This is a genomic window from Pedobacter ginsengisoli (assembly GCF_002736205.1).
GTDB classification, from domain to species: Bacteria; Bacteroidota; Bacteroidia; order Sphingobacteriales; family Sphingobacteriaceae; genus Pedobacter; species Pedobacter ginsengisoli_A.
The window spans coordinates 2523078-2542335 of record NZ_CP024091.1 but is presented as its reverse complement, the minus strand read 5'-3'; the positions used below and the strand labels follow the sequence as shown (position 1 = coordinate 2542335).

The window sequence follows — 19258 nt, the reverse complement described above, 5'->3', positions numbered from 1 at the left end:
ATTAAATGAAATTAAAACGATTATTACTTGCTTGGAGTTTGCTGTTTGGATATCAGGCCACAAATGCCCAGGAAACTTGCCCAATAATCCCTCAGCCTGTAAAGTTTGCTAAAACAAACGGAGTTTTTGTGCTAAACACTCATACCCCCGTAGTTATAGAGACAGAACTTTTAAGGCCAGTTGCTAATTATCTTCAGCAAGAACTGCTGAAGGAGCAGGGGGTACCATTAAGTGTTTACAAAGTAGCTAAAGCTACGGGCATAAAACTGATACTTACTTCGAAAAAAGGAGCAGATGCCTACACGCTTGAAATAAATCCGAAAGGTGTTTTGATAACAGCCAATGATGCAGAGGGTGCCTTTTATGGGGTAGTGTCCTTACTGCAAATTGCGCGGCAATCAAAAAATGTAAAAGGATCACTTTCATTACAAGGATGGAAAATACAGGATAGCCCTTTGTATGAATGGCGGGGTTTAATGCTTGATGAATCAAGACACTTCTTTGGTATCGCAAAAGTTAAATCGATCCTGGACTGGATGGCATTTTATAAATTGAATCGTTTTCACTGGCATCTTACCGATGAGCCTGCATGGCGTATTGAAATTAAAAAATATCCGGGGCTCGCATTAATTGGTGGTATTGGTGATTTTTTGGATGGAACTTTACCTTCACAATATTATACACAAGAACAGGTGAAGGAAGTAGTAGCTTATGCGGCTCAGAGATTTATTACTGTTATCCCGGAAATAGATATGCCAGGACATGCTTCTGCAGCGAACCGTGCATATCCTGAATTTAGCGGAGGTGGATCTGAAGGACATCCTGAGTTCACTTTTAATCCAGGTAAAGAAAGTACTTATCAATATCTTACAAATATCCTTAGGGAAACAAATGCATTGTTCCCCTCTGGAATGATCCATCTTGGTGGCGATGAGGTAAGTTATGGAAATCAGCAATGGTCTTCAAATGCTGATATTAAAGCATTAATGCAAAACAAGGGGCTGGCAAATGTTAAAGAAGTAGAAAAATATTTCATGAAACGTATGGCAGATTCGGTATATAATATGAATGCCAAGCTCTTAGTTTGGGACGAGATGGCCGAAGTAGACCTGCCTAAAGACAAAACGATTATCTTCTGGTGGAGACACGATAAACCAGATATGTTAAATCTTTCGTTAAAAAAGGGATATGAGACAGTACTGTGCCCTCGATTACCGTTTTATTTTGATTTTGTTCAGGATAGCACCCATAATTACGGTCGCAAATGGAGCAATAAATTATACAATGCATTAGAAAGCGTTTATTCTTTTTCTCAGGATAATTACATAGGCGGTTCTGTGAATAAAAACCAAATTCTGGGCGTACAGGCAGATTTATGGGCAGAAACAATTCAAAGCGATCAAAGGCTGGATTATCTGTTGTTTCCGCGAATAACTGCTTTGGCAGAAGCTGCATGGAGTAAAAATGGAAAGGATTTTCAAGGATTTATGCAACGTTTAAAAATGCATATTCCACTATTTCAGCAGGCGTCACTTTATTATTATGACCCATTTAATCCAACAAAGAATCCTGAGCCTGTGAGAATAGGAGCAGGAGTAAAACGGTTTGATACTGGATTTTAGGAATTTGTTATTAAACTAAAACAACTGTTCAATATTATTCCTTTTCACTATTTAATTTAATTGTAAACTTTTAATGCCAATGGCCAATATTTGCTAAACTCTTGCGTAATATCAATAATAATCGTACTTTTGCCCGGCAAATAGTAACTCATAAATTATTTGCTATGCAACTCGATCCCAATAAATTTATCGCCGAAGGACTAACATACGATGACGTATTATTAGTGCCTGCTTATTCTGAAGTTCTGCCCCGTGACGTGGATACAGGCAGTTTCCTTACAAAAAAAATACGCATTAATGTTCCCGTAGTTTCTGCAGCAATGGATACTGTAACTGAATCTGGTTTGGCTATTGCCATTGCCCAGGCAGGAGGTATCGGAATGCTACATAAAAACATGAGCATTGAGCGTCAGGCAGAAGAAGTAAGAAAAGTAAAACGCTCAGAAAGTGGAATGATCCAGGATCCTGTTACTCTAAGCAAAGATGCTAAAGTTGCTGATGCTTTTCAGATCATGAAGGAATTTAAAATAGGCGGAATTCCTGTTATAGATTCAGATCGAAAATTGGTTGGTATAATTACCAATAGAGATTTACGCTTCCAAAAAGATATGCAACGTAAAGTTTCTGAAGTGATGACCAGTGAAAATCTAATCACTGCTGCTGAGGGTACAACACTTTTACAGGCGGAAGAAATTTTACAAGATTATAAAATTGAAAAACTTCCTGTAATTGATAGTGAAGGTAAATTGGCTGGGTTAATTACATTCAAGGATATCCAGAAATATAAAAATTATCCTAAAGCCTGTAAAGACGAACATGGCAGATTACGCGTAGGTGCTGCAGTAGGTGTAGCAGCTGATAACATTGATCGTGTAGCTGCATTGGTACAAGCTGGAGTTGATGTAGTTACAGTTGATACTGCACACGGCCACTCTAAAGGAGTTATCGATATGGTTAAAGCCATTAAAGCTAAGTTTCCTGACTTACAGGTTATTGCTGGTAATATTGCTACAGCAGATGCTGCAAGGGCATTGGCAGCTGCCGGAGCTGATGCTGTAAAAGTTGGTATTGGTCCGGGTTCTATCTGTACTACCAGAATTATAGCTGGTGTAGGTGTGCCTCAGCTATATGCAGTATTTGAATGTGCTCAGGCATTAATTGGTACAGGAATTCCTGTAATTGCTGACGGTGGTATCAAACAAACAGGAGATATTGTTAAAGCTATAGCAGCCGGAGCTAGTTCAATTATGGCAGGATCTTTATTCGCAGGAGTAGAGGAGTCACCAGGAGAAACCATTATTTACGAAGGACGTAAGTTCAAATCATACAGAGGAATGGGATCTGTTGAAGCAATGCAACAAGGATCAAAAGACCGTTATTTCCAGGATGAGGAAGATGTAGTTACCAAATTGGTACCAGAAGGCATTGTAGGTCGTGTACCTTATAAAGGAACATTGGCCGAAGTGATTTATCAATATGTAGGAGGCTTAAGAGCAGGTATGCACTATTGTGGTGCTGCAACTATTGAAGATTTACAGAAAGCTAAATTTGTACGCATTACAGCTGCCGGAATGAGAGAGAGTCATCCCCATGATATTTCAATCACTAAAGAAGCTCCAAATTATTCACGTTAATAATTTGGATTAAATAATTCAAAAAAGGGCCTGAATCACCACTGATTCAGGCCCTTTTTTGCGTTAAAACAGACTTAACTTTACTAGAGTCTAACAGAGTCTGAGCTGAGTCTGATTTGAGTCTAAGTTCAGTCTGATATGTGGTAGGAGTTATAGAAACTCATCTGGGCCCAATTCCCAGGTCCAGGGTTTTTTAAAGCTCGAAAAAGTACGCAGCGTTTTAAATGTTAAATTCTGTTCAATAATCTCATTTCCTGAATCCTTATTATTGATTTTACCAATAGTAATAATGCGTTTCTTGTTTACAAAATCATACCTTTTACTATTCATATCGCCAGATCCGCTATGATAAGAGTAATTACTTGCCTTGGTTAGCTGCCAGTCTTTATCCTGGTATTTAAAACTGTAATTAAGTTTCCATCTCCAATTTGCTCCTCCTTCAAAGGCCAGGTTAAGCACATTGTCTGTTATAGCCAGTGGACGCAACGGGTCGCCCATTGAGCCGCCCTCTTCTGATCTTAAAATAAAATTGTTGTTTTGCGTAACCAGTTTGTAGCTTCTGCCAGATTTAAAATAGACTGCCAGTATTCTTGGCCTCTGTATCTCAGTAATAAGTTCAGTTGTGTTATCACCATATGCTCTGTTTTCTTTAACGGCGGCATAAAACTCATATATTAAAGCCAGATCTTCAACTTTATCATTGTTCAGATCTCCGTAAACAGAATCTATTACTTTCCATTGCGCCGGGATAAGCGATTTTATGGTTTTTCCTTGTGGGTTAAGTATAGGATACTTGAAAGACTGGGCAAATGTAGCGGTGCCACAAAATAATAAAAGCGTAATTAGTCCTATTTTCATATGCTATACAACGATAAAATATCGTAATTTATTCTAATCATTAACTTAATTAAAAGCACAAAAGCCGGAATCCTCCGGCTTTTGTGGGTATTAGCTATATGTGTATCGTGATTTATTGAACCACTTTACCGTCTTTATCGATCTTAAGAGATCCTGTTTCTTCTCCTTTTTTAACATTAATCAAGTAGTACTCAGACTTGTCTGCATTAGTTACAAGAAATGCTGCAGTTGGAGTCCATTCTTTTGCAGGTTCTGCCTGTAAAGTTTTTTGAACCGGCTCTGGCAGGTCTTTTAACTCAACTGGAGTTTTTGTAGTACTATCTTGTCTTACAGCAACTTCTACTGGGTTTTTAATGTCGTTTGCTTTTACTGTTGTTAATCCTGCTACTGCTAAAAATGCTGCTGATAAAATGATCTTTTTCATAATACTTATTTTAAATTGTCAATTAATATTCTTGTTAATTATGTTTAGACTATGCTACATAATAGTGCCTAAGTAGTTGTTTTTTGGCACCGATCTGATTTTCAGTTGTTTATTTATTTGTAGCCAATGTAAAGCTGTGGAGTTCCTCTACAGTTTGTTGAACAAGGAAGCAGGTAAACCGTAAAATTTTTATCTTTGCATAAAAAAAGCCATGTCAATTACATCGAGTGAAGAACTTTTAGGAATGCAGGAGATCAGCAAAGCTGTAGCAGAAACTCTTAAACAAATGAGAGCACACGCTACTCCAGGTATGACAGCTAAAGAATTGGACGATTTTGGAGGAGCAATGTTAAGTTCCCTCGGAGCAAAGTCAGCACCAAGACTAACCTATAACTTTCCTGGGTGGACATGTATAAGTGTGAACAATGAGATTGCTCATGGTCTTCCTACCGAAGATAAAATTTTTAAAGAGGGCGATCTCATTAATATTGATGTGTCTGCAGAATTAAATGGTTTTTGGGCAGATAATGGTGGTTCTTTTATACTAGGAAAAGATATCAACGAACTTCAACCACTTGTAGATGCCTCAAAACAAATATTACGTAAAGCCATAAATCAGATAAAAGGAGGAGTAAAGATTGCAGATATTGGTAAATTGATTGAAACAGAAGCCCGTAAATCAGGATATAAAGTAATTAAAAACCTTGCCGGACATGGTGTAGGCAGAAGTTTACATGAAGAGCCACATGAAATCCTGAACTGCTACGATAGATTTAATACCACCCGCTTCAGAAAGAATTCTATAGTGGCTATTGAAACCTTTATCGCCACTGCTTCAACTTATGCTGATCAGGAGAAGGATGGGTGGACATTAGTGGGCAACAAAGGTGGTTACGTAGCTCAACACGAACATACTATAATGGTTACTGATGGCAAACCGGTCATCCTTACTGCAGTAAACAACATTTGGGAATAGAATACAGCATACAGCGCAATTTAAATTGCGCTGTATGCTGTATTAAATATTACAATTAACTGGTAGTTCCTGCATCAATTGTAATTATTGAACCTGTGGTATACCCACTATTTGGATTTGCCAAATAAGCCACAACATCAGCTATATGTTCCGGCTTGCCATATTTTTTAATTGCCATTAAGCTTCGTTGAAAGTCTGCATGTTCGGAAGTCTCTGGGTTCATATCAGTATTAATAGGGCCAGGTTGTACCAGATTAACAGTAATTTCTCTCGGTCCCAAATCACGCGATAAACCTTTAGTGAGTCCACTTAGAGCAGATTTGCTCATTGCATACAATGTTCCCTGAGCCGCAGGCACCTTATCAGCCATATTGCTACCTATAGTTATGATCCTGCCAGAGTTTTCCATCTTCTTTGCGGCCATTAGGCAAGCCTCCACTACCGCTTTAACATTTACAGACATTGTTATATCATAATCAGCCAATGTATGCTCCTCAAATGGTTTTCCAATATAAACTCCGGCACTGTTAACCAGTATATCTAATTTTCCAAAAGTTGTAATCGCCTTTTGTATTGCAGCTGTAATTTCTCCTTCAATAGCGTTATCGGCTTTAATTGCCAAAACTTTTGAGCCCCTTTCTGTTAGTTCACTTACTAAGGTGTTCGCTTTTTCTTGCCCATTTACGTAAGTGAAAGCCACTGTTGCGCCTTCATGCGCAAGTCTTTTAACAATTGCTGCTCCTATACCGCGACTCCCGCCGGTTACTACCGCTACTTTGTTTTTCAAATGTTCCATATCTGTTTTCTGTAATAAATATTAGTTTAAATACTTATTACAAAGGTATATTTGTACTTTTATAATTGTATGTACTGATAAAATTGTATAGTACTAACATAAATGTAAGTAATGAGAAAAGAAAACTCTACAAATCTTGAAAACGAGGTGCAAATAAATGCCAGTTGTGGTATGGCTTATACTTTAGATTTAATTGGTGGCCGGTGGAAGCCTACAATATTATGGCGTTTGTTAAATAATGGAAGCTTGAGGTATAGCAAACTTCGTAAATCAATGCCTAATATTTCTGAGCGAATTTTGATTTTACAGCTTAGGGAACTGGAAAATGATGGTTTGGTAAATAGAATAATCTACCCTGAGGTTCCTCCCAGGGTAGAATATAAGCTTACGGAATTAGGGTTGAAACTAGAACCAGTTCTCCGGTTATTATCAGATTGGGGTGAAACTAACCGACCTACAGGCGGTTAGCACCTACGCCCTCGAAAGTAATTTTTACGGGTTTAATTAACCCATTTTCATCAAATTCCAATTTGTCTATGCAAGTAACCCTATGATTACCATTGGTTTCTCCTAATGGACGACGATGGTATATGATGTAATAATCGCCAGTTTTTGGATTCTTGATTACCGAGTGATGACCAGCACCAGTAGCGATTGATGCGTCTTGCTTTAATATTTTATCTATACGCTTAAATGGACCTAAGGGTGAATCTGCAATTGCATAGGCTACTGAATAATCAGGTCCAGTCCACCCACCCTCAGACCACATGAAATAGTATTTGCCATCTTTGATAAACATAAAAGGTCCTTCAACATATCCCTTAGGCGTTACTTCTTTATAAGTTGTTCCATCCGGGAACGGAACAATACTCTTAAAGTCATCGCTTAATTTCACAACATTACAATGAGACCAGCCACCATAAAATAAATAGTGTTGCCCGTCTTTATCCTTAAAAACATATTGATCAATTGGTTGTGCACCATTATGAAATTTATCGATCAGCGGTTTTCCAATAAGGTCTTTAAAAGGTCCGTTTGGTTTATTAGAAACAGCAACGCCTATACCACCTGTTTCATTATTATTTTGGATGTCGTTAGCACCAAAAAATAGATAGTATTTATTCTCTTTTTTAATTATTGATGGTGCCCATACAGCTTTTTTTGCCCATTTAACATTGCTTGTGTCAAGAATGTGCGAATGTTTTTTCCAGGTAATAAGATCTTTGGAACTATAAGCATCCATAAATGTCTGCTCTTCATATTTAGCAGAGTAGGTAGGGTACACCCAGTATTCTTTACCGAATATTGCTCCTTCAGGATCTGCGTACCATCCCGGAAATATCGGATTACCGGAAGTTTCTTTTGTCTTTTTTTGAGCGGATAAGGAAAGAGCTAAGAATGAAAGGCATAGCAAAAGTTGGTACTTCTTCATTTTAATGTGTTTGGTAGTGTAATTGGTTTAAACTTAATTAAAGCCTAAGGTATCATTTTATATCCTTTTTTGCTAATACACTACTAAATCTATAGATTTTATTTGTTTTTAAGAAAAATGCGATTACATTTGTCTTGAATTGATAAGAAACACAAACCAAACAATGGAAAAATCTTTACTAATTAAAAAAGAAAATGCGCTCTGCAGTCTAAACCAATCGAGAATTTCTTCTCACTGTTGTTGCTGTTTCATGCAATAGCATTTCACGCCATAAATCAATAATAAAGACAGGATTGGAATCCTGCCTTTATCAAGGCACTCAGTACGCAACGCCAATCACTTACTGAAATGCCAACTCGTTTCAACCAATAGAATTTTATTAATTAAAACTTTTTAAAGTTATGCAAAATTTTAAAAAGGGTAGGCATTTGTACAATGCTTATTCCTTGTTAAAAAAATCACTGCTATTGAACAGCGGTATTGTGGTAATGTTCTTATTACCACTCATTTCCTTCTCACAAACTCAACCCCTAATTAATTCCACACTTAAAGGCCAGGTTGTAGATGCTGTATCAAAACTTGGAATTCCAGGTGTAAGCATTCATATTACAGGAACAACCCATGTTGTGCAAACAGATAAAAACGGAAAGTTCGATTTTGTTACCGGTCAAAAATTTCCTTATACTTTGGAAATTACTTATGTAGGTTACGAAAAAAAAGAGGTAATAGCTAATGGAAGTCCCATTCTCGTTGAGTTAAAGGAGAGTGCAAGTCAGCTAAACGATGTAGTTGTTGTTGGCTATGGAGCCCAAACACGTAAAAGTGTTGTAGGCTCAATTGTTAAGGTAAACGCAGCCGAAACTAAACAAATTCCTGTTGCCAGTTTCGATGCACAATTACAAGGTAGGGCGGCAGGTGTTCAGGTTGGAACTTATTCAGGTTCCCCGGGCGAGGGGGTAAAAGTACAAGTGAGGGGTACTGCTTCTATTAATGCAAGTAATGAACCATTATATGTTATTGACGGAGTATTTGTAAACAACAACTCCTTATCAACACTTGACCTGGGAGGAAAAAAAACTTCGCCACTTGCAGATATAAATCCTGCGGATATAGAGAGTATCGAAGTTTTGAAAGATGCAAGTGCTATCGCCATTTATGGTTCTCGGGGGGCTAATGGTGTTATTCTCGTAACCACTAAAAGAGGGGAGTACTTTTTAGGTAAAACAAAATATCATTTAGAGATATCACACGGCTGGCAAAAGGCTGATCCTGATAGACTGTGGGAATTAACAACTGGTCCAGAGCATGCCTTACTGGTTAATGAACAATGGATAAACTCTGGAAAAGACAAACCTAGTTTAAATCAAACTTACGAGAATCGCCCGTTCAGGCCAGTAACTGATATTATTAACGGTGTACCAGGAAGAGGGAATCCGGAAGACCAGCAAACTTATGATCGGCTAAGCAGAGTTTTTAGAACGGCCCAGGTTAAAAACTATGATCTGAGTATTCAAGGTGGAAGTGATAAGATTCGTTACAATATTGGAGCTGGTTATACTGATCAGGAAGGAATATTAAAGCCATCTGATTTCCAGCGGGGAAGTTTTAAGCTAAATCTTGATAGTAAGTTAAATGAAAAAGTAACCCTCAGTTCAAGTAACGGTGTTTATAGAACATTCAGACAGCAAGTTAGAGGCGGGGCAGGGCAGCAGGCCGGACATTTACTTGCTGCATTGCATCATCCAACTTATTTGCCCTTATATAATGCAGACGGAACCCCGGCCCGAGGTTCAATTTATGAGAATATTGATAATCTGGTTAATACAGATGTCACAAATATCTCAACCACTAGTATCAGGTACATAGGTAATCAATTTATTGAAGTAAATATTTTACCTGGTCTTAAGTTTAAATCTTCTATTGGATTGGATTATGATAATTATAATGAACGTGAGTTCTTTAACGATCAAACTATCATTGGTGGTAGTCCCAATCCACTAGGTTATAGAAAAGAGGTATTTACAACAAGTACAATTATTCAGAATGAACAAACACTGTCTTATGTAAAAACTATTAATTCAAGACAAAATATTACTGCTTTAATTGGAAATAGTATTCAAAGTACTGATGTAAAGGTAGCTCAGGAAGTTGGACAGGGTTTTCCAAACAATTTTTTTCAGCAAATCTCCGCCGCATCTGTAAGAACGGCTGATCAAAGAAGATCAAAGTCTACACTTGCTTCATTTTTTGGCAGATTGAACTATAGTCTTGATAACAAGTACTTTCTAGAGGGTGTTATCAGGGCTGATGGTTCCTCTAAATTTGGAGCAAATAATCGATGGGGCTTTTTCCCTGGAATAGGTGCTTCGTGGCGAATCAAACAAGAAGCCTTTCTTCAAAATTCAGAAACAATATCCGAATTCAAACTTAGATTAAGTGCCGGTTCTGCCGGAAATCAAAATGGTATTAATGACTATGCCGCATTGGGTTTATGGTCTGGCTCGGCGGCGTATCCTGATAACCTGACAAGCGGACCTAAACCTGGTGTAGCACCAGCCCAATTAAAAAACCCTGATTTGAAATGGGAAAAGACAACCACCTATAATGCAGGAATTGATTTGGGGTTATTTAAAGATAGGTTATTCCTGAATCTTGATGCATACTACAAATACACTACTGATGCATTACTTTATTTGCCTGTACCGCAATCAACAGGGTATTCAAGTACATTAGCTAATGCCGGCGAAGTAAGTAATAAAGGAATTGAGTTGGCAATAACCGGGACAATTATAAAATCTAAGGATTTTGAATGGTCAGCAAATTTTAACATTTCAAGAAATGTAAACCGCGCAGAGAAACTGGTTAGCCCCATTACATTTGAAGCAAGAGAATATAGAAGAACACAAGAGGGAGCTGCTTTAGGTAGTTTCTGGTTATACAAACAGCTATATGTTGACCCTACAACCGGAGACGCTATATTTCAACATGCCGATGGAACCACGGGAACTACTGTAACTACAGCAGATCGTCAACTGATGGGTAACCTCATTCCTGATTTCTTTGGGGGGCTTTCTAATAATATCAGCTACAAAGGATTTGATCTGAATATATTGTTTACCTATCAATATGGTAATAAAGTATTCAATTTTAACAAGTACATTTTAGAAGGGGGAGGAACAAGAGATGCTTCCAGATCAATTTTAAAGAGCCAACTGAACAGATGGCAAAAAGAAGGAGATATTACCAATACACCCCGTGTTACTAGTGTAGGTAATAACTATAATATTGAACAGAATAGCAGGTACCTTGAAGATGGATCTTTCATCAGACTTAAAGCAGCCTCTTTGGGTTATACTTTGCCAGCATCGGTAACCTCTAAGGTAAGATTGGGCAAAGTAAGACTATATGTTTTAGGAACTAATCTTTGGCTTAAAACAAAATACACAGGTGCCGATCCGGAAAGTTCAGGCAGCGCAGGTCAGAATCTTGACGGTCTTGATACAGCCACGCCACCACAGCCAAGAGGAATTCAATTTGGCGCCAACATTTCATTTTAATACTAGCATCATGAATACTAAAAATAAAACACTCCTATTTTTATTGCTGATCAGTTCATCTCTGTTTTCTTGCAAAAAATATTTAGAAGTTTCACCATACGACACCATACCTGATGAAACCACAATTTATGACAGATCATCAGCCGAAGCTGCTGTAAGAGGAGCCTATCGTGGATTGGCAAGCCTTAATTATGGAAGTGGTTTCCAGAATACAATACTTCAATCGGGCGGAGACATTAAATCACTAAACAATGCACAAACAGACTTGAATGTAATCAATTATGACCTTCGGTCCGACATTGCTTTTTTATCTACCTATTGGGGTAATTTTTACAATACCATCAATCGCGCAAACCACATCATTGAAAAGGTACCTCTGGTAACTGATAATAAGCTTAGTAATGATCTTAAAAATCAACTATTAGGAGAAGCTTACACCATCAGGGCTTTATCTTACTTTGATCTTGCCCGGGTATTTGGAAATGTGCAGATTTTTTTAAAACCCACTACAATAGTGGCTGATAAACTAGGGGTAAAGCAAAGTACCCAAGCAGAAGTATTTAATCAGGTACTAGATGATTTGAACAAGGCTGAGACTTTATTGCCATCTACCATTGTAAGGAATAGAGCAACTAAATTCACCGCTATTGCATTACGGGCCAGGCTTTATCTATACCAGAAAAAATATGCAGAAGCAGAGGGTGATATCAATACTGTATTGGCAAATCCCGGTTATAAATTGATTAAGCCTTTTAATCTTGCTGCCGGAACCTCAGAATCTGTATTAGAACTCTCTTACAGTGTTAATGATGTTAATGCTGCTTATTCTCAGTGGAACACCAGTAACAGAGCACTTGAACCAAAAGCTGTAATCCACAATCTTTTGAATGATCCTGCTGTTGGAGGCGATCGTAAAATACTTTCAGTAAAAAATGCTGCCGGACAATTTATAGGTGGTATTTATCCAACAAACACTTCTGCAGGGTACATTATAAGAACGGCCGAGTTATTTCTTAACAGGGCCGAAGCACGTGTACTTAAAACAGTACCTGATTTAAGCGGTGCAATTGCAGATATAAATGCGGTAAGGGTTAGGTCGAGCGTACCTGAAATAAGCACAAGTCTGAATAAGGATGAAGTATTGTTAGCTATCGAAAATGAGAGGCGCGTAGAGTTTTCCCTGGAACCTTTCAGGTGGTTCGATTTGGTAAGGACCGGCAGAGCCCCTGCAGTCCTGAACCTGAACGATCCTAATAAATACATTTTTCCAATACCTGCAGGGGAGATCATTGCTGATCCATCACTAGTTCAGAACCCTGGTTACGGCAGAAATTAAATTTTAACATCATTAAAATATATTTGTTATGAGCAAAATAACAACCAACACAAACAATGAATCACGGGAGTGGAAACCCTGGGAAAAGAATTTGTTCCGGTTCTTCTTTATCTTCCTTGTAATACAAATTATCCCAATTGACTGGAAATTCTATAAACAGTTGTTTTCTATCAATTGGCTTCACCTCCATTTTCACGATCTGTTTAAGTTAACTAAGTACCAACCTCAGTTTTTTTCTGATAATCAAATTGCCGAATGGGGTATTGGAGGTTTTGCAAACTGGGTAGTATTTATCGTTATTGCAGCCATAGGTGCTGTCATTTGGGGTAAAGCAGATGCCCAAAGAAAGGAATATACAAAGTTATATTACTGGTTAAGGGTATTGGTGAGATATCGCCTTGCGTTCGTACTGGTTACTTATGGCTTTATTAAATTTTTTCCGTTGCAGATGCCATATCCTTCGTTAAGTAATCTGCTGACTAATTATGGAGATTATTTTGCCTGGAAAATCTATTTCCAAACAGTAGGCATAGCACCTAAGTACGAATCTTTTTTAGGTTTTGTTGAAATACTTGCAGCTTTCCTGCTTTTTAACCGGAAAACCGTCACGTTTGGAGTAGGACTAATATTCGGTTTTTTAGGGAATGTAGCGGTAGCAAATGGATTTTATGATATAGGTGAGCAGGCGCTAAGTACTTTTATTGTGCTCTTAGCAACTTTCTTATTTGCATACGACATCCCCAGATTATATGATCTGCTTATTAAAGAAACACCGGCTTATGCCAATAAATTTATTCCAAAATTTACGGATAGTCGTTTAAGAAATGCGCGGAAAGGATTAAAAATAGCATTTCTGGCCTTTGTTGTACTCTTTGCATATAAGGCTTATGATAATTACACAAATGATCCATATAAAATACCTCATACACCAGGTTTAAGTAAAGCATTTGGGTATTATAATGTAAAGGAGTTTGTATTAAATAAAGATACTATACCATACTCCAAAACTGATCCGAACAGATGGCAGGATGTGGTTTTCGAAAAATGGTCGACACTAACCATTAAAGTGAATCGCCCCGTTAAGATAGACTTGTCGAGTGGCGAAGAAGTTCATGAAAAAGATATTGATAGAAACTATGAACTGGCAGGATATGCCGGTCGCCACTATTTCTACTATGATGCCGATACTGTAAACCATACGCTTTCATTGCAGAATAAGAATAAAAATCAACGGAATGAAAAGCTTCATCTCAAGTATGAGCGGCCAAATGATTCCACAATAGTACTGTCGGGTATTAACGAAAACAGAGATTCGATACATGTGGTTCTTGCCAAAATAAATAAGAAGTATATGATGTTCGAGGGTCGCCGTAAACCTGTAAAAATCTAGTTGTCACTTAAAAGAAATTAAAATGTCCACATTAGAGATAAACCTGGATGCTCCTGCAGAAACAGCAGCAGCAGACAAACAAGAGCAGGAAGTAGTTAAAGAATCGCCTAAAACCGGCAAATGGAAGAACTATCAGAAAATAGCATTTCGGATAGGCTTTTTGTATATGCTTTTTTTGTGTATTCCCACTTATCCAAAGTTTTATGAAGAGCTTTTCGCTTTAAAGTTTTCGAAGATCACTTATCATGATTTTCAAGCCATAGTAGCGTTCTGGCCCCCACAGATTGTAACCATAGAATCAGAAGAAGGGGTGTTTGGGTTATTAAATTATATTAATTTGATTCTGCTATTTGCAGGATCTATTGTTGGAGGATTGATCTGGACAGCTTTTGATAAGAAATCCACAGAATATAGTAAGCTTTATTATTGGATCAGAGTACTTGCCCGTTATCGCCTGGCATATGGAATGATTGGATGGGGATTAAAGAAAGCTTTTCCGATGCAAATGGTTTTCCCTACAGTTGGGATGCTAAATACGTCATTTATAGATATGGCGGAGAAGAAGTTATATTGGTCGCACGTTGGCGTTTCTTTCTGGTATACTGTATTTCTTGGATTCGCCGAAATCCTTCCTGGACTGTTGTTGTTAAATAGAAAAACTTCTCCTTTGGGAGCGGCACTAGCGGCTGTGGTAACTTTTAACATCTGTATTGCCAACCATGCTTATGATGCTGGTGTAGCAGTTCCTGCGGCTTATTTTGCCATTATTGGTATATTTATAGTTTGGTACGATTTGCCTAAAATCTGGAATCTGCTGGTAAATGAAAAAGACATCTTACCTTACCGTTATCAGCCGGTTATCTCCGAAAAATGGCAGCGCAATCTCGCTGCAGGTGTAAAATGGACTTTTAATTTCTTGTTTGTTCCGGTTGCGGCTGGTTTGTGGGCATATGGTTTTTTTAACGGAAACAATTATAACATCCCGAGTACTCCCGGATTAGCGGGAGCAAAAGGCTATTATAACGTAACAGAATACAGGTTAAATAACAAGGTAGTTCCTTATACCCCTCAAGACTCCATACGATGGCAAGATGCAACATTCGAAGGTTGGTCGTCATTAAGCTATAAAACCAATCGTGGGGCCATTGCCGACCGCATGATTGGTTATTCTCCGCTCCGTGTAAAGAATGATAAAAAGAATAATAGACTTAATCAGGTAAATACTCAAGATTCTGATCAGTTAGACAAGCTAAAGAAAAACCGTGACCTGGGGGTGACCAGATGGGAGGTTGGTGGTATGGCCGGTGAACGCAGGTACTTTTTCTATAAAGCAGATACAGTAAACCATATCCTTTATTTGCAGAACAAAAACAAGAATCATAAAGAAGAAACGCAAGTGTTGCACTACAGCAGGCCCACGGCAAATAGAATTATTCTTAACGGAATTAATGAATTTAGAGATTCTATTTATGTAGTCTTAGACAGATCTGATAAAAAGTATCCTTTGGTTGAAGGCCGATATAGTTCAGTAAAGGAATATTAAACCTTAAATTTAATGAGTAATAAAATAATTATAGCCGGAGGAACAGGTTTTTTAGGATCTGCAATAATAAAAGCTTTTCCTGATTATGAAATTGTGGTACTGACCAGAACGATAAGGAAGAATGAACAGAATATCAGATATGTACTTTGGGATGCCAAAAACATAGGGAATTGGACTAAGGAACTGGAAGGTAGCAAGGCTATAATTAATCTGGTAGGGAGATCTGTAAACTGCCGTTACACAAATGCTAATAAACAGGAAATCATTAACTCACGAGTAGATGCTGCATTGGTTATTGGAAAGGCAATAGGAGAATTGAATAAACCGCCTGAAGTATGGGTTAATGCAGGATCTGCAGCTATTTTTGGGAATTCTGGTGATGAAGTGAAAGTTGAAGATTCACCTACAGGAAGTGGTTTTTCTCCGGAAGTTTGTAAGGCCTGGGAGAAAGCTTTTGCTAGATATGATACTCCGAAAACGCGAAAAGTGTTTTTAAGAATAGGGATGGTTTTGCAACAAAATGGTGGTATTTTGAAACCCTTCCTTAATATGGCTAAGTTTGGCCTGGGAGGTAAAATAGGTACGGGTACTCAATATATGACCTGGATACATGAACAAGATTTTACAGATCTGATAAGATATGCCATCTTAGATGCTGAGATTAAAGGGATTGTTCATGCAGCCAGCCCTTTTCCGGTAACTAATAAGGAATTTATGAAAACAATAAGGCAATCTATTTACATTCCCTTTGGGTTGCCAAATCCTGCCATATTTATAAAAATAGGTGCAGTTTTCATAGGTACAGAGGCAGAACTTGTCCTTTCCGGAAGAAGAGTGATCTCGTCAGTTTTACAAAAGAATGGATTTAAATTCAAATATCCCTACCTTCACGATGCAGTAGGAACATTGTTAAACGAAAATAAATTATCATTAAGTAAGAAATAAATTATAGTGGGAAAACCAGATTTTGATGCGGTTGTGGTTGGTTCAGGACCAAATGGTTTAGCAGCTGCCATAGCATTGCAACAGGAAGGCCTATCAGTATTGATTATAGAAGGAAAGAACGAGATTGGTGGCGGATTAAGATCTGCGGAGCTAACCTTACCCGGCTTTGTACATGATGTTTGTTCGGCTATTCATCCTCTAGCTATTGGCTCGCCATTTTTTAATACACTTCCGCTTCAGGATTATGGATTGTTTTATACATTTCCAGATCTTGCTGCTGCTCATCCATTTGATGACGGTACGGCGGCTGTCCTGGGAAGTTCTATAGAAGAAACTGCAAGATTGCTTGGCGACGATGAACAAGCCTATCTTAAATTATTAAAGCCGCTTGTTAAAGACTGGCCAGATATAGCAGCCGATGTTCTTGGTCCTTTGCATTTTCCTAAACACCCCATTGCTATGGCTAAATTTGGATTAAATGCACTTACATCGGCAACTTTCTTAGCTAAAAGATTTAAAACCAAGGCCGCAAGAGGATTATGGGCCGGAATGGCTGCACACTCTATTCAACCGCTGTCTAACTTAACCACATCGGCAATAGGATTGGTATTAATGGCTGCGGCACATCTAAAAGGATGGCCTATTCCTGTGGGTGGATCTAAAGAAATTGCAAATGCATTGTCATCTTATTTTATTGCGTTAGGAGGTAAAATTGAAACGGGACGTTATATAAAATCTTTAGATGAATTGCCTTCTTCCCGAACGGTATTATTTGATGTAACACCAAAGCAATTGTTGCAAATAGCTGGTCATAAGTTTTCTTCCATTTATAAATGGCAATTGGAAAGATATCGCTACGGAATGGGCGTTTTTAAAGTTGATTGGGCTTTGGATGAAGCGATTCCCTTTACTGCAAAAGAAGCACGTCGCGCTGGAACGGTACATATTGGCAATACGCTGGAAGAAATTACCTTATCTGAAAAGCTTAGCTGGCAGGGTAAACATGCCGACAAACCTTTTGTATTACTTGCGCAGCAAAGTTTATTTGATACATCGAGGGCTCCGGAAGGAAAGCATACGGCATGGGCTTATTGTCACGTGCCAAATGGATCGGTAACAGATATGACTGAAACTATTGAAAAACAAATAGAGCGCTTTGCTCCCGGTTTCAGAGATAGGATATTGGCAAAGCACACCATGAATACCGCACAGGTGGAGGCTTACAATCCAAATTATATAGGAGGAGATATTAACGGTGGTGTAATTGACCTTGGACAGATTTTTACGCGACCTGCCTTACGGAGTTCTCCTTATCGAACTTCTGCAAAGGGATTATATCTGTGTTCTTCATCAACTCCTCCAGGAGGAGGTGTGCATGGAATGTGTGGTTATCACGCCGCAAAATGCGCCTTAAAAGACGTTTTCTCTATCACAATTTAAAACAAAACAAACACAATACACAAATCAAACTAAATTCAAATGTCAGAAACTAAAAAACTAAACATTCATGAAGATTGGGTAGTAGTTATCCTTGGAGCATTAACAATCATTTTAACTCTTTCAGGACTGCTATTGCCCGTTCCTGTGTTTAATTGGAACAGCATTACTGATCTTACAACATCAGTATTAACAGCTTCTAATCTAGAGTATATTGGGTTACAATTTATTTTTGTAATTATTGTAGCCGCATTTGGTGCATTCTTAACCGGTAAATCAGTTAAAAGTGCAGTGCTAACCTTTCCATCTGTTTACGTTTTAACCATGATAGCGCTTGTGCTTGCAGGCAATAGCCAGGTTAAAGCATTGAACCTCGAAGCAGTAATTTTTAGCCTGGCCATAGGTTTGGCAATCAGTAACTTTTTTAAACTGCCAGAATGGTTTAAAACATCATTGTCTACTGAGCTTTTTGTTAAAATAGGACTGGTATTATTAGGAACCAGCGTAATTTTTTCGGATGTATTAAAAGCAGGTTCTCTGGGCTTAATTCAAGCTTTGGTAGTAGTGCTGTCAGTATGGTATTTTGCATTTTGGTTATGTAAAAAATTAAAGATAGACGATGAATTAACTATGATGATTTCCAGTGCAGTTTCTATTTGTGGCGTATCAGCAGCAATTGCAACTTCAGGAGCCATTAAAGGCGATTCAAAAAAACTATCCTACGTGATATCAATGGTACTCATAACGGCAATCCCCATGATGATCTTTATGCCTTATATTGCTGCATACTTTCATTTTCCTCAGGCAGTTACAGGTGCGTGGTTAGGAGGTAGTATTGATACAACAGGCGCAGTAGTAGCATCAGGTTCATTAGTGGGAGAGGAAGCCTTAAAAATCAGTACCATCGTTAAGTTTTCTCAAAATGTATTATTAGGAATTGCAGCATTTGCTATTTCAATATACTGGACTTATACCCAGCATCCTGCTGGAAAAGACAAAGAAACTAGACCCACTTTAAAGGTGATATGGGAGCGTTTTCCAAAATTTGTAATAGGCTTTATTGGAGCCTCGCTGTTATTTTCTTTCTTCATCACACCAGAGGTAAATACTCAGGTTAAGGGCAGCCTAAAAAACTTGCAAGGACTTTGGTTTGTACTTGCATTCACAAGTATTGGTTTAGAAACCAATTTTGCTGATCTGTTTGGTAAAAATAGTAAAAAGCCGTTCTATGCTTTTTTAATAGCACAAGGCTTCAATATCATCATCACTTTGATCATTGCATTTATACTTTTTAAATAAGAAAAAGCA

Annotated in this window: 15 protein-coding genes; 11 read left to right on the top strand and 4 right to left on the bottom strand. The window is 38.0% G+C overall.

The annotated features are described in order from the left end of the window. Positions 1 to 5 precede the first annotated feature (5 nt). Positions 6 to 1622, top strand: coding sequence for a beta-N-acetylhexosaminidase (locus CPT03_RS10465; RefSeq protein WP_099438806.1), 1617 nt, complete (start codon positions 6 to 8; stop codon positions 1620 to 1622). A gap of 164 nt (positions 1623 to 1786) precedes the next feature. Next, the gene (gene guaB, locus CPT03_RS10460) at positions 1787 to 3256 is read left to right on the top strand and encodes an IMP dehydrogenase (protein WP_099438805.1); all 1470 of its coding nucleotides are present in this window, start codon (positions 1787 to 1789) and stop codon (positions 3254 to 3256) included. Positions 3257 to 3406: 150 nt separating this feature from the next. On the opposite strand, the gene CPT03_RS10455 is transcribed toward guaB, so the two are convergent. Together CPT03_RS10455 and CPT03_RS10450 are read right to left on the bottom strand one after the other, a co-directional pair. Beyond that, positions 3407 to 4114, bottom strand: a complete 708-nt coding sequence (locus CPT03_RS10455) for a hypothetical protein (protein ID WP_099438804.1) — start codon at positions 4112 to 4114, stop codon at positions 3407 to 3409. Between the two features lie 112 nt (positions 4115 to 4226). Then, complete coding sequence (locus tag CPT03_RS10450; RefSeq protein ID WP_099438803.1) at positions 4227 to 4538, bottom strand: hypothetical protein; 312 nt, start codon at positions 4536 to 4538, stop codon at positions 4227 to 4229. A gap of 211 nt (positions 4539 to 4749) precedes the next feature. On the opposite strand from CPT03_RS10450, the gene map reads away from it, so the two are divergent. After that, positions 4750 to 5514, top strand: coding sequence for a type I methionyl aminopeptidase (gene map / locus CPT03_RS10445; protein WP_099438802.1), 765 nt, complete (start codon positions 4750 to 4752; stop codon positions 5512 to 5514). 55 nt (positions 5515 to 5569) lie between these two features. On the opposite strand, the gene CPT03_RS10440 is transcribed toward map, so the two are convergent. Beyond that, positions 5570 to 6310 carry an SDR family NAD(P)-dependent oxidoreductase gene (locus tag CPT03_RS10440; RefSeq protein WP_099438801.1) on the bottom strand — a complete coding sequence of 247 codons (741 nt, stop codon included), beginning with the start codon at positions 6308 to 6310 and terminating at the stop codon, positions 5570 to 5572. 111 nt (positions 6311 to 6421) lie between these two features. Here CPT03_RS10440 and CPT03_RS10435 point away from each other — a divergent pair, with 111 nt between their 5' ends. Continuing rightward, positions 6422 to 6778, top strand: a complete 357-nt coding sequence (locus CPT03_RS10435; RefSeq protein ID WP_099438800.1) for a winged helix-turn-helix transcriptional regulator — start codon at positions 6422 to 6424, stop codon at positions 6776 to 6778. On the opposite strand, the gene CPT03_RS10430 is transcribed toward CPT03_RS10435, so the two are convergent. Beyond that, positions 6765 to 7742 carry a glycoside hydrolase family 43 protein gene (locus CPT03_RS10430; protein ID WP_099438799.1) on the bottom strand — a complete coding sequence of 326 codons (978 nt, stop codon included), beginning with the start codon at positions 7740 to 7742 and terminating at the stop codon, positions 6765 to 6767. The genes CPT03_RS10435 and CPT03_RS10430 overlap by 14 nt on opposite strands. A 401-nt stretch (positions 7743 to 8143) precedes the next feature. Here CPT03_RS10430 and CPT03_RS10425 point away from each other — a divergent pair, with 401 nt between their 5' ends. Genes CPT03_RS10425 through CPT03_RS10395 form a run of 7 tightly spaced genes read left to right on the top strand, consistent with a single transcriptional unit; the run spans position 8144 to position 19249 of the window. Further along, positions 8144 to 11299 (top strand): SusC/RagA family TonB-linked outer membrane protein, encoded by a 3156-nt coding sequence (locus tag CPT03_RS10425; protein ID WP_099438798.1) that lies wholly within the window; start codon positions 8144 to 8146, stop codon positions 11297 to 11299. Between the two features lie 10 nt (positions 11300 to 11309). Further along, positions 11310 to 12635, top strand: a complete 1326-nt coding sequence (locus tag CPT03_RS10420; RefSeq protein WP_099438797.1) for a RagB/SusD family nutrient uptake outer membrane protein — start codon at positions 11310 to 11312, stop codon at positions 12633 to 12635. A 28-nt stretch (positions 12636 to 12663) separates the two neighbouring features. Beyond that, positions 12664 to 14025, top strand: a complete 1362-nt coding sequence (locus CPT03_RS10415) for a hypothetical protein (RefSeq protein WP_099438796.1) — start codon at positions 12664 to 12666, stop codon at positions 14023 to 14025. A gap of 22 nt (positions 14026 to 14047) precedes the next feature. Further along, positions 14048 to 15568 carry a DoxX family protein gene (locus CPT03_RS10410; protein ID WP_099438795.1) on the top strand — a complete coding sequence of 507 codons (1521 nt, stop codon included), beginning with the start codon at positions 14048 to 14050 and terminating at the stop codon, positions 15566 to 15568. Positions 15569 to 15580: 12 nt separating this feature from the next. Next, positions 15581 to 16513 (top strand): TIGR01777 family oxidoreductase, encoded by a 933-nt coding sequence (locus CPT03_RS10405; RefSeq protein WP_099438794.1) that lies wholly within the window; start codon positions 15581 to 15583, stop codon positions 16511 to 16513. Positions 16514 to 16519: 6 nt separating this feature from the next. Further along, a complete protein-coding gene (locus CPT03_RS10400; RefSeq protein WP_099438793.1) occupies positions 16520 to 17953 on the top strand; it encodes a phytoene desaturase family protein in 1434 nt (477 codons plus the stop codon). A 39-nt stretch (positions 17954 to 17992) separates the two neighbouring features. After that, positions 17993 to 19249 carry a YeiH family protein gene (locus CPT03_RS10395; RefSeq protein ID WP_099438792.1) on the top strand — a complete coding sequence of 419 codons (1257 nt, stop codon included), beginning with the start codon at positions 17993 to 17995 and terminating at the stop codon, positions 19247 to 19249. Positions 19250 to 19258 lie beyond the last annotated feature (9 nt).

Excerpts from the sequence above, each read along its gene's own strand:
- CPT03_RS10465 (WP_099438806.1), top strand. The coding sequence starts at position 6 with ATGAAATTAAAACGATTATTACTTGCTTGGAGTTTGCTGTTTGGATAT.
- guaB (WP_099438805.1), top strand. The coding sequence starts at position 1,787 with ATGCAACTCGATCCCAATAAATTTATCGCCGAAGGACTAACATACGAT.
- CPT03_RS10455 (WP_099438804.1), bottom strand. The coding sequence starts at position 4,114 with ATGAAAATAGGACTAATTACGCTTTTATTATTTTGTGGCACCGCTACA.
- CPT03_RS10450 (WP_099438803.1), bottom strand. The coding sequence starts at position 4,538 with ATGAAAAAGATCATTTTATCAGCAGCATTTTTAGCAGTAGCAGGATTA.
- map (WP_099438802.1), top strand. The coding sequence starts at position 4,750 with ATGTCAATTACATCGAGTGAAGAACTTTTAGGAATGCAGGAGATCAGC.
- CPT03_RS10440 (WP_099438801.1), bottom strand. The coding sequence starts at position 6,310 with ATGGAACATTTGAAAAACAAAGTAGCGGTAGTAACCGGCGGGAGTCGC.
- CPT03_RS10435 (WP_099438800.1), top strand. The coding sequence starts at position 6,422 with ATGAGAAAAGAAAACTCTACAAATCTTGAAAACGAGGTGCAAATAAAT.
- CPT03_RS10430 (WP_099438799.1), bottom strand. The coding sequence starts at position 7,742 with ATGAAGAAGTACCAACTTTTGCTATGCCTTTCATTCTTAGCTCTTTCC.
- CPT03_RS10425 (WP_099438798.1), top strand. The coding sequence starts at position 8,144 with ATGCAAAATTTTAAAAAGGGTAGGCATTTGTACAATGCTTATTCCTTG.
- CPT03_RS10420 (WP_099438797.1), top strand. The coding sequence starts at position 11,310 with ATGAATACTAAAAATAAAACACTCCTATTTTTATTGCTGATCAGTTCA.
- CPT03_RS10415 (WP_099438796.1), top strand. The coding sequence starts at position 12,664 with ATGAGCAAAATAACAACCAACACAAACAATGAATCACGGGAGTGGAAA.
- CPT03_RS10410 (WP_099438795.1), top strand. The coding sequence starts at position 14,048 with ATGTCCACATTAGAGATAAACCTGGATGCTCCTGCAGAAACAGCAGCA.
- CPT03_RS10405 (WP_099438794.1), top strand. The coding sequence starts at position 15,581 with ATGAGTAATAAAATAATTATAGCCGGAGGAACAGGTTTTTTAGGATCT.
- CPT03_RS10395 (WP_099438792.1), top strand. The coding sequence starts at position 17,993 with ATGTCAGAAACTAAAAAACTAAACATTCATGAAGATTGGGTAGTAGTT.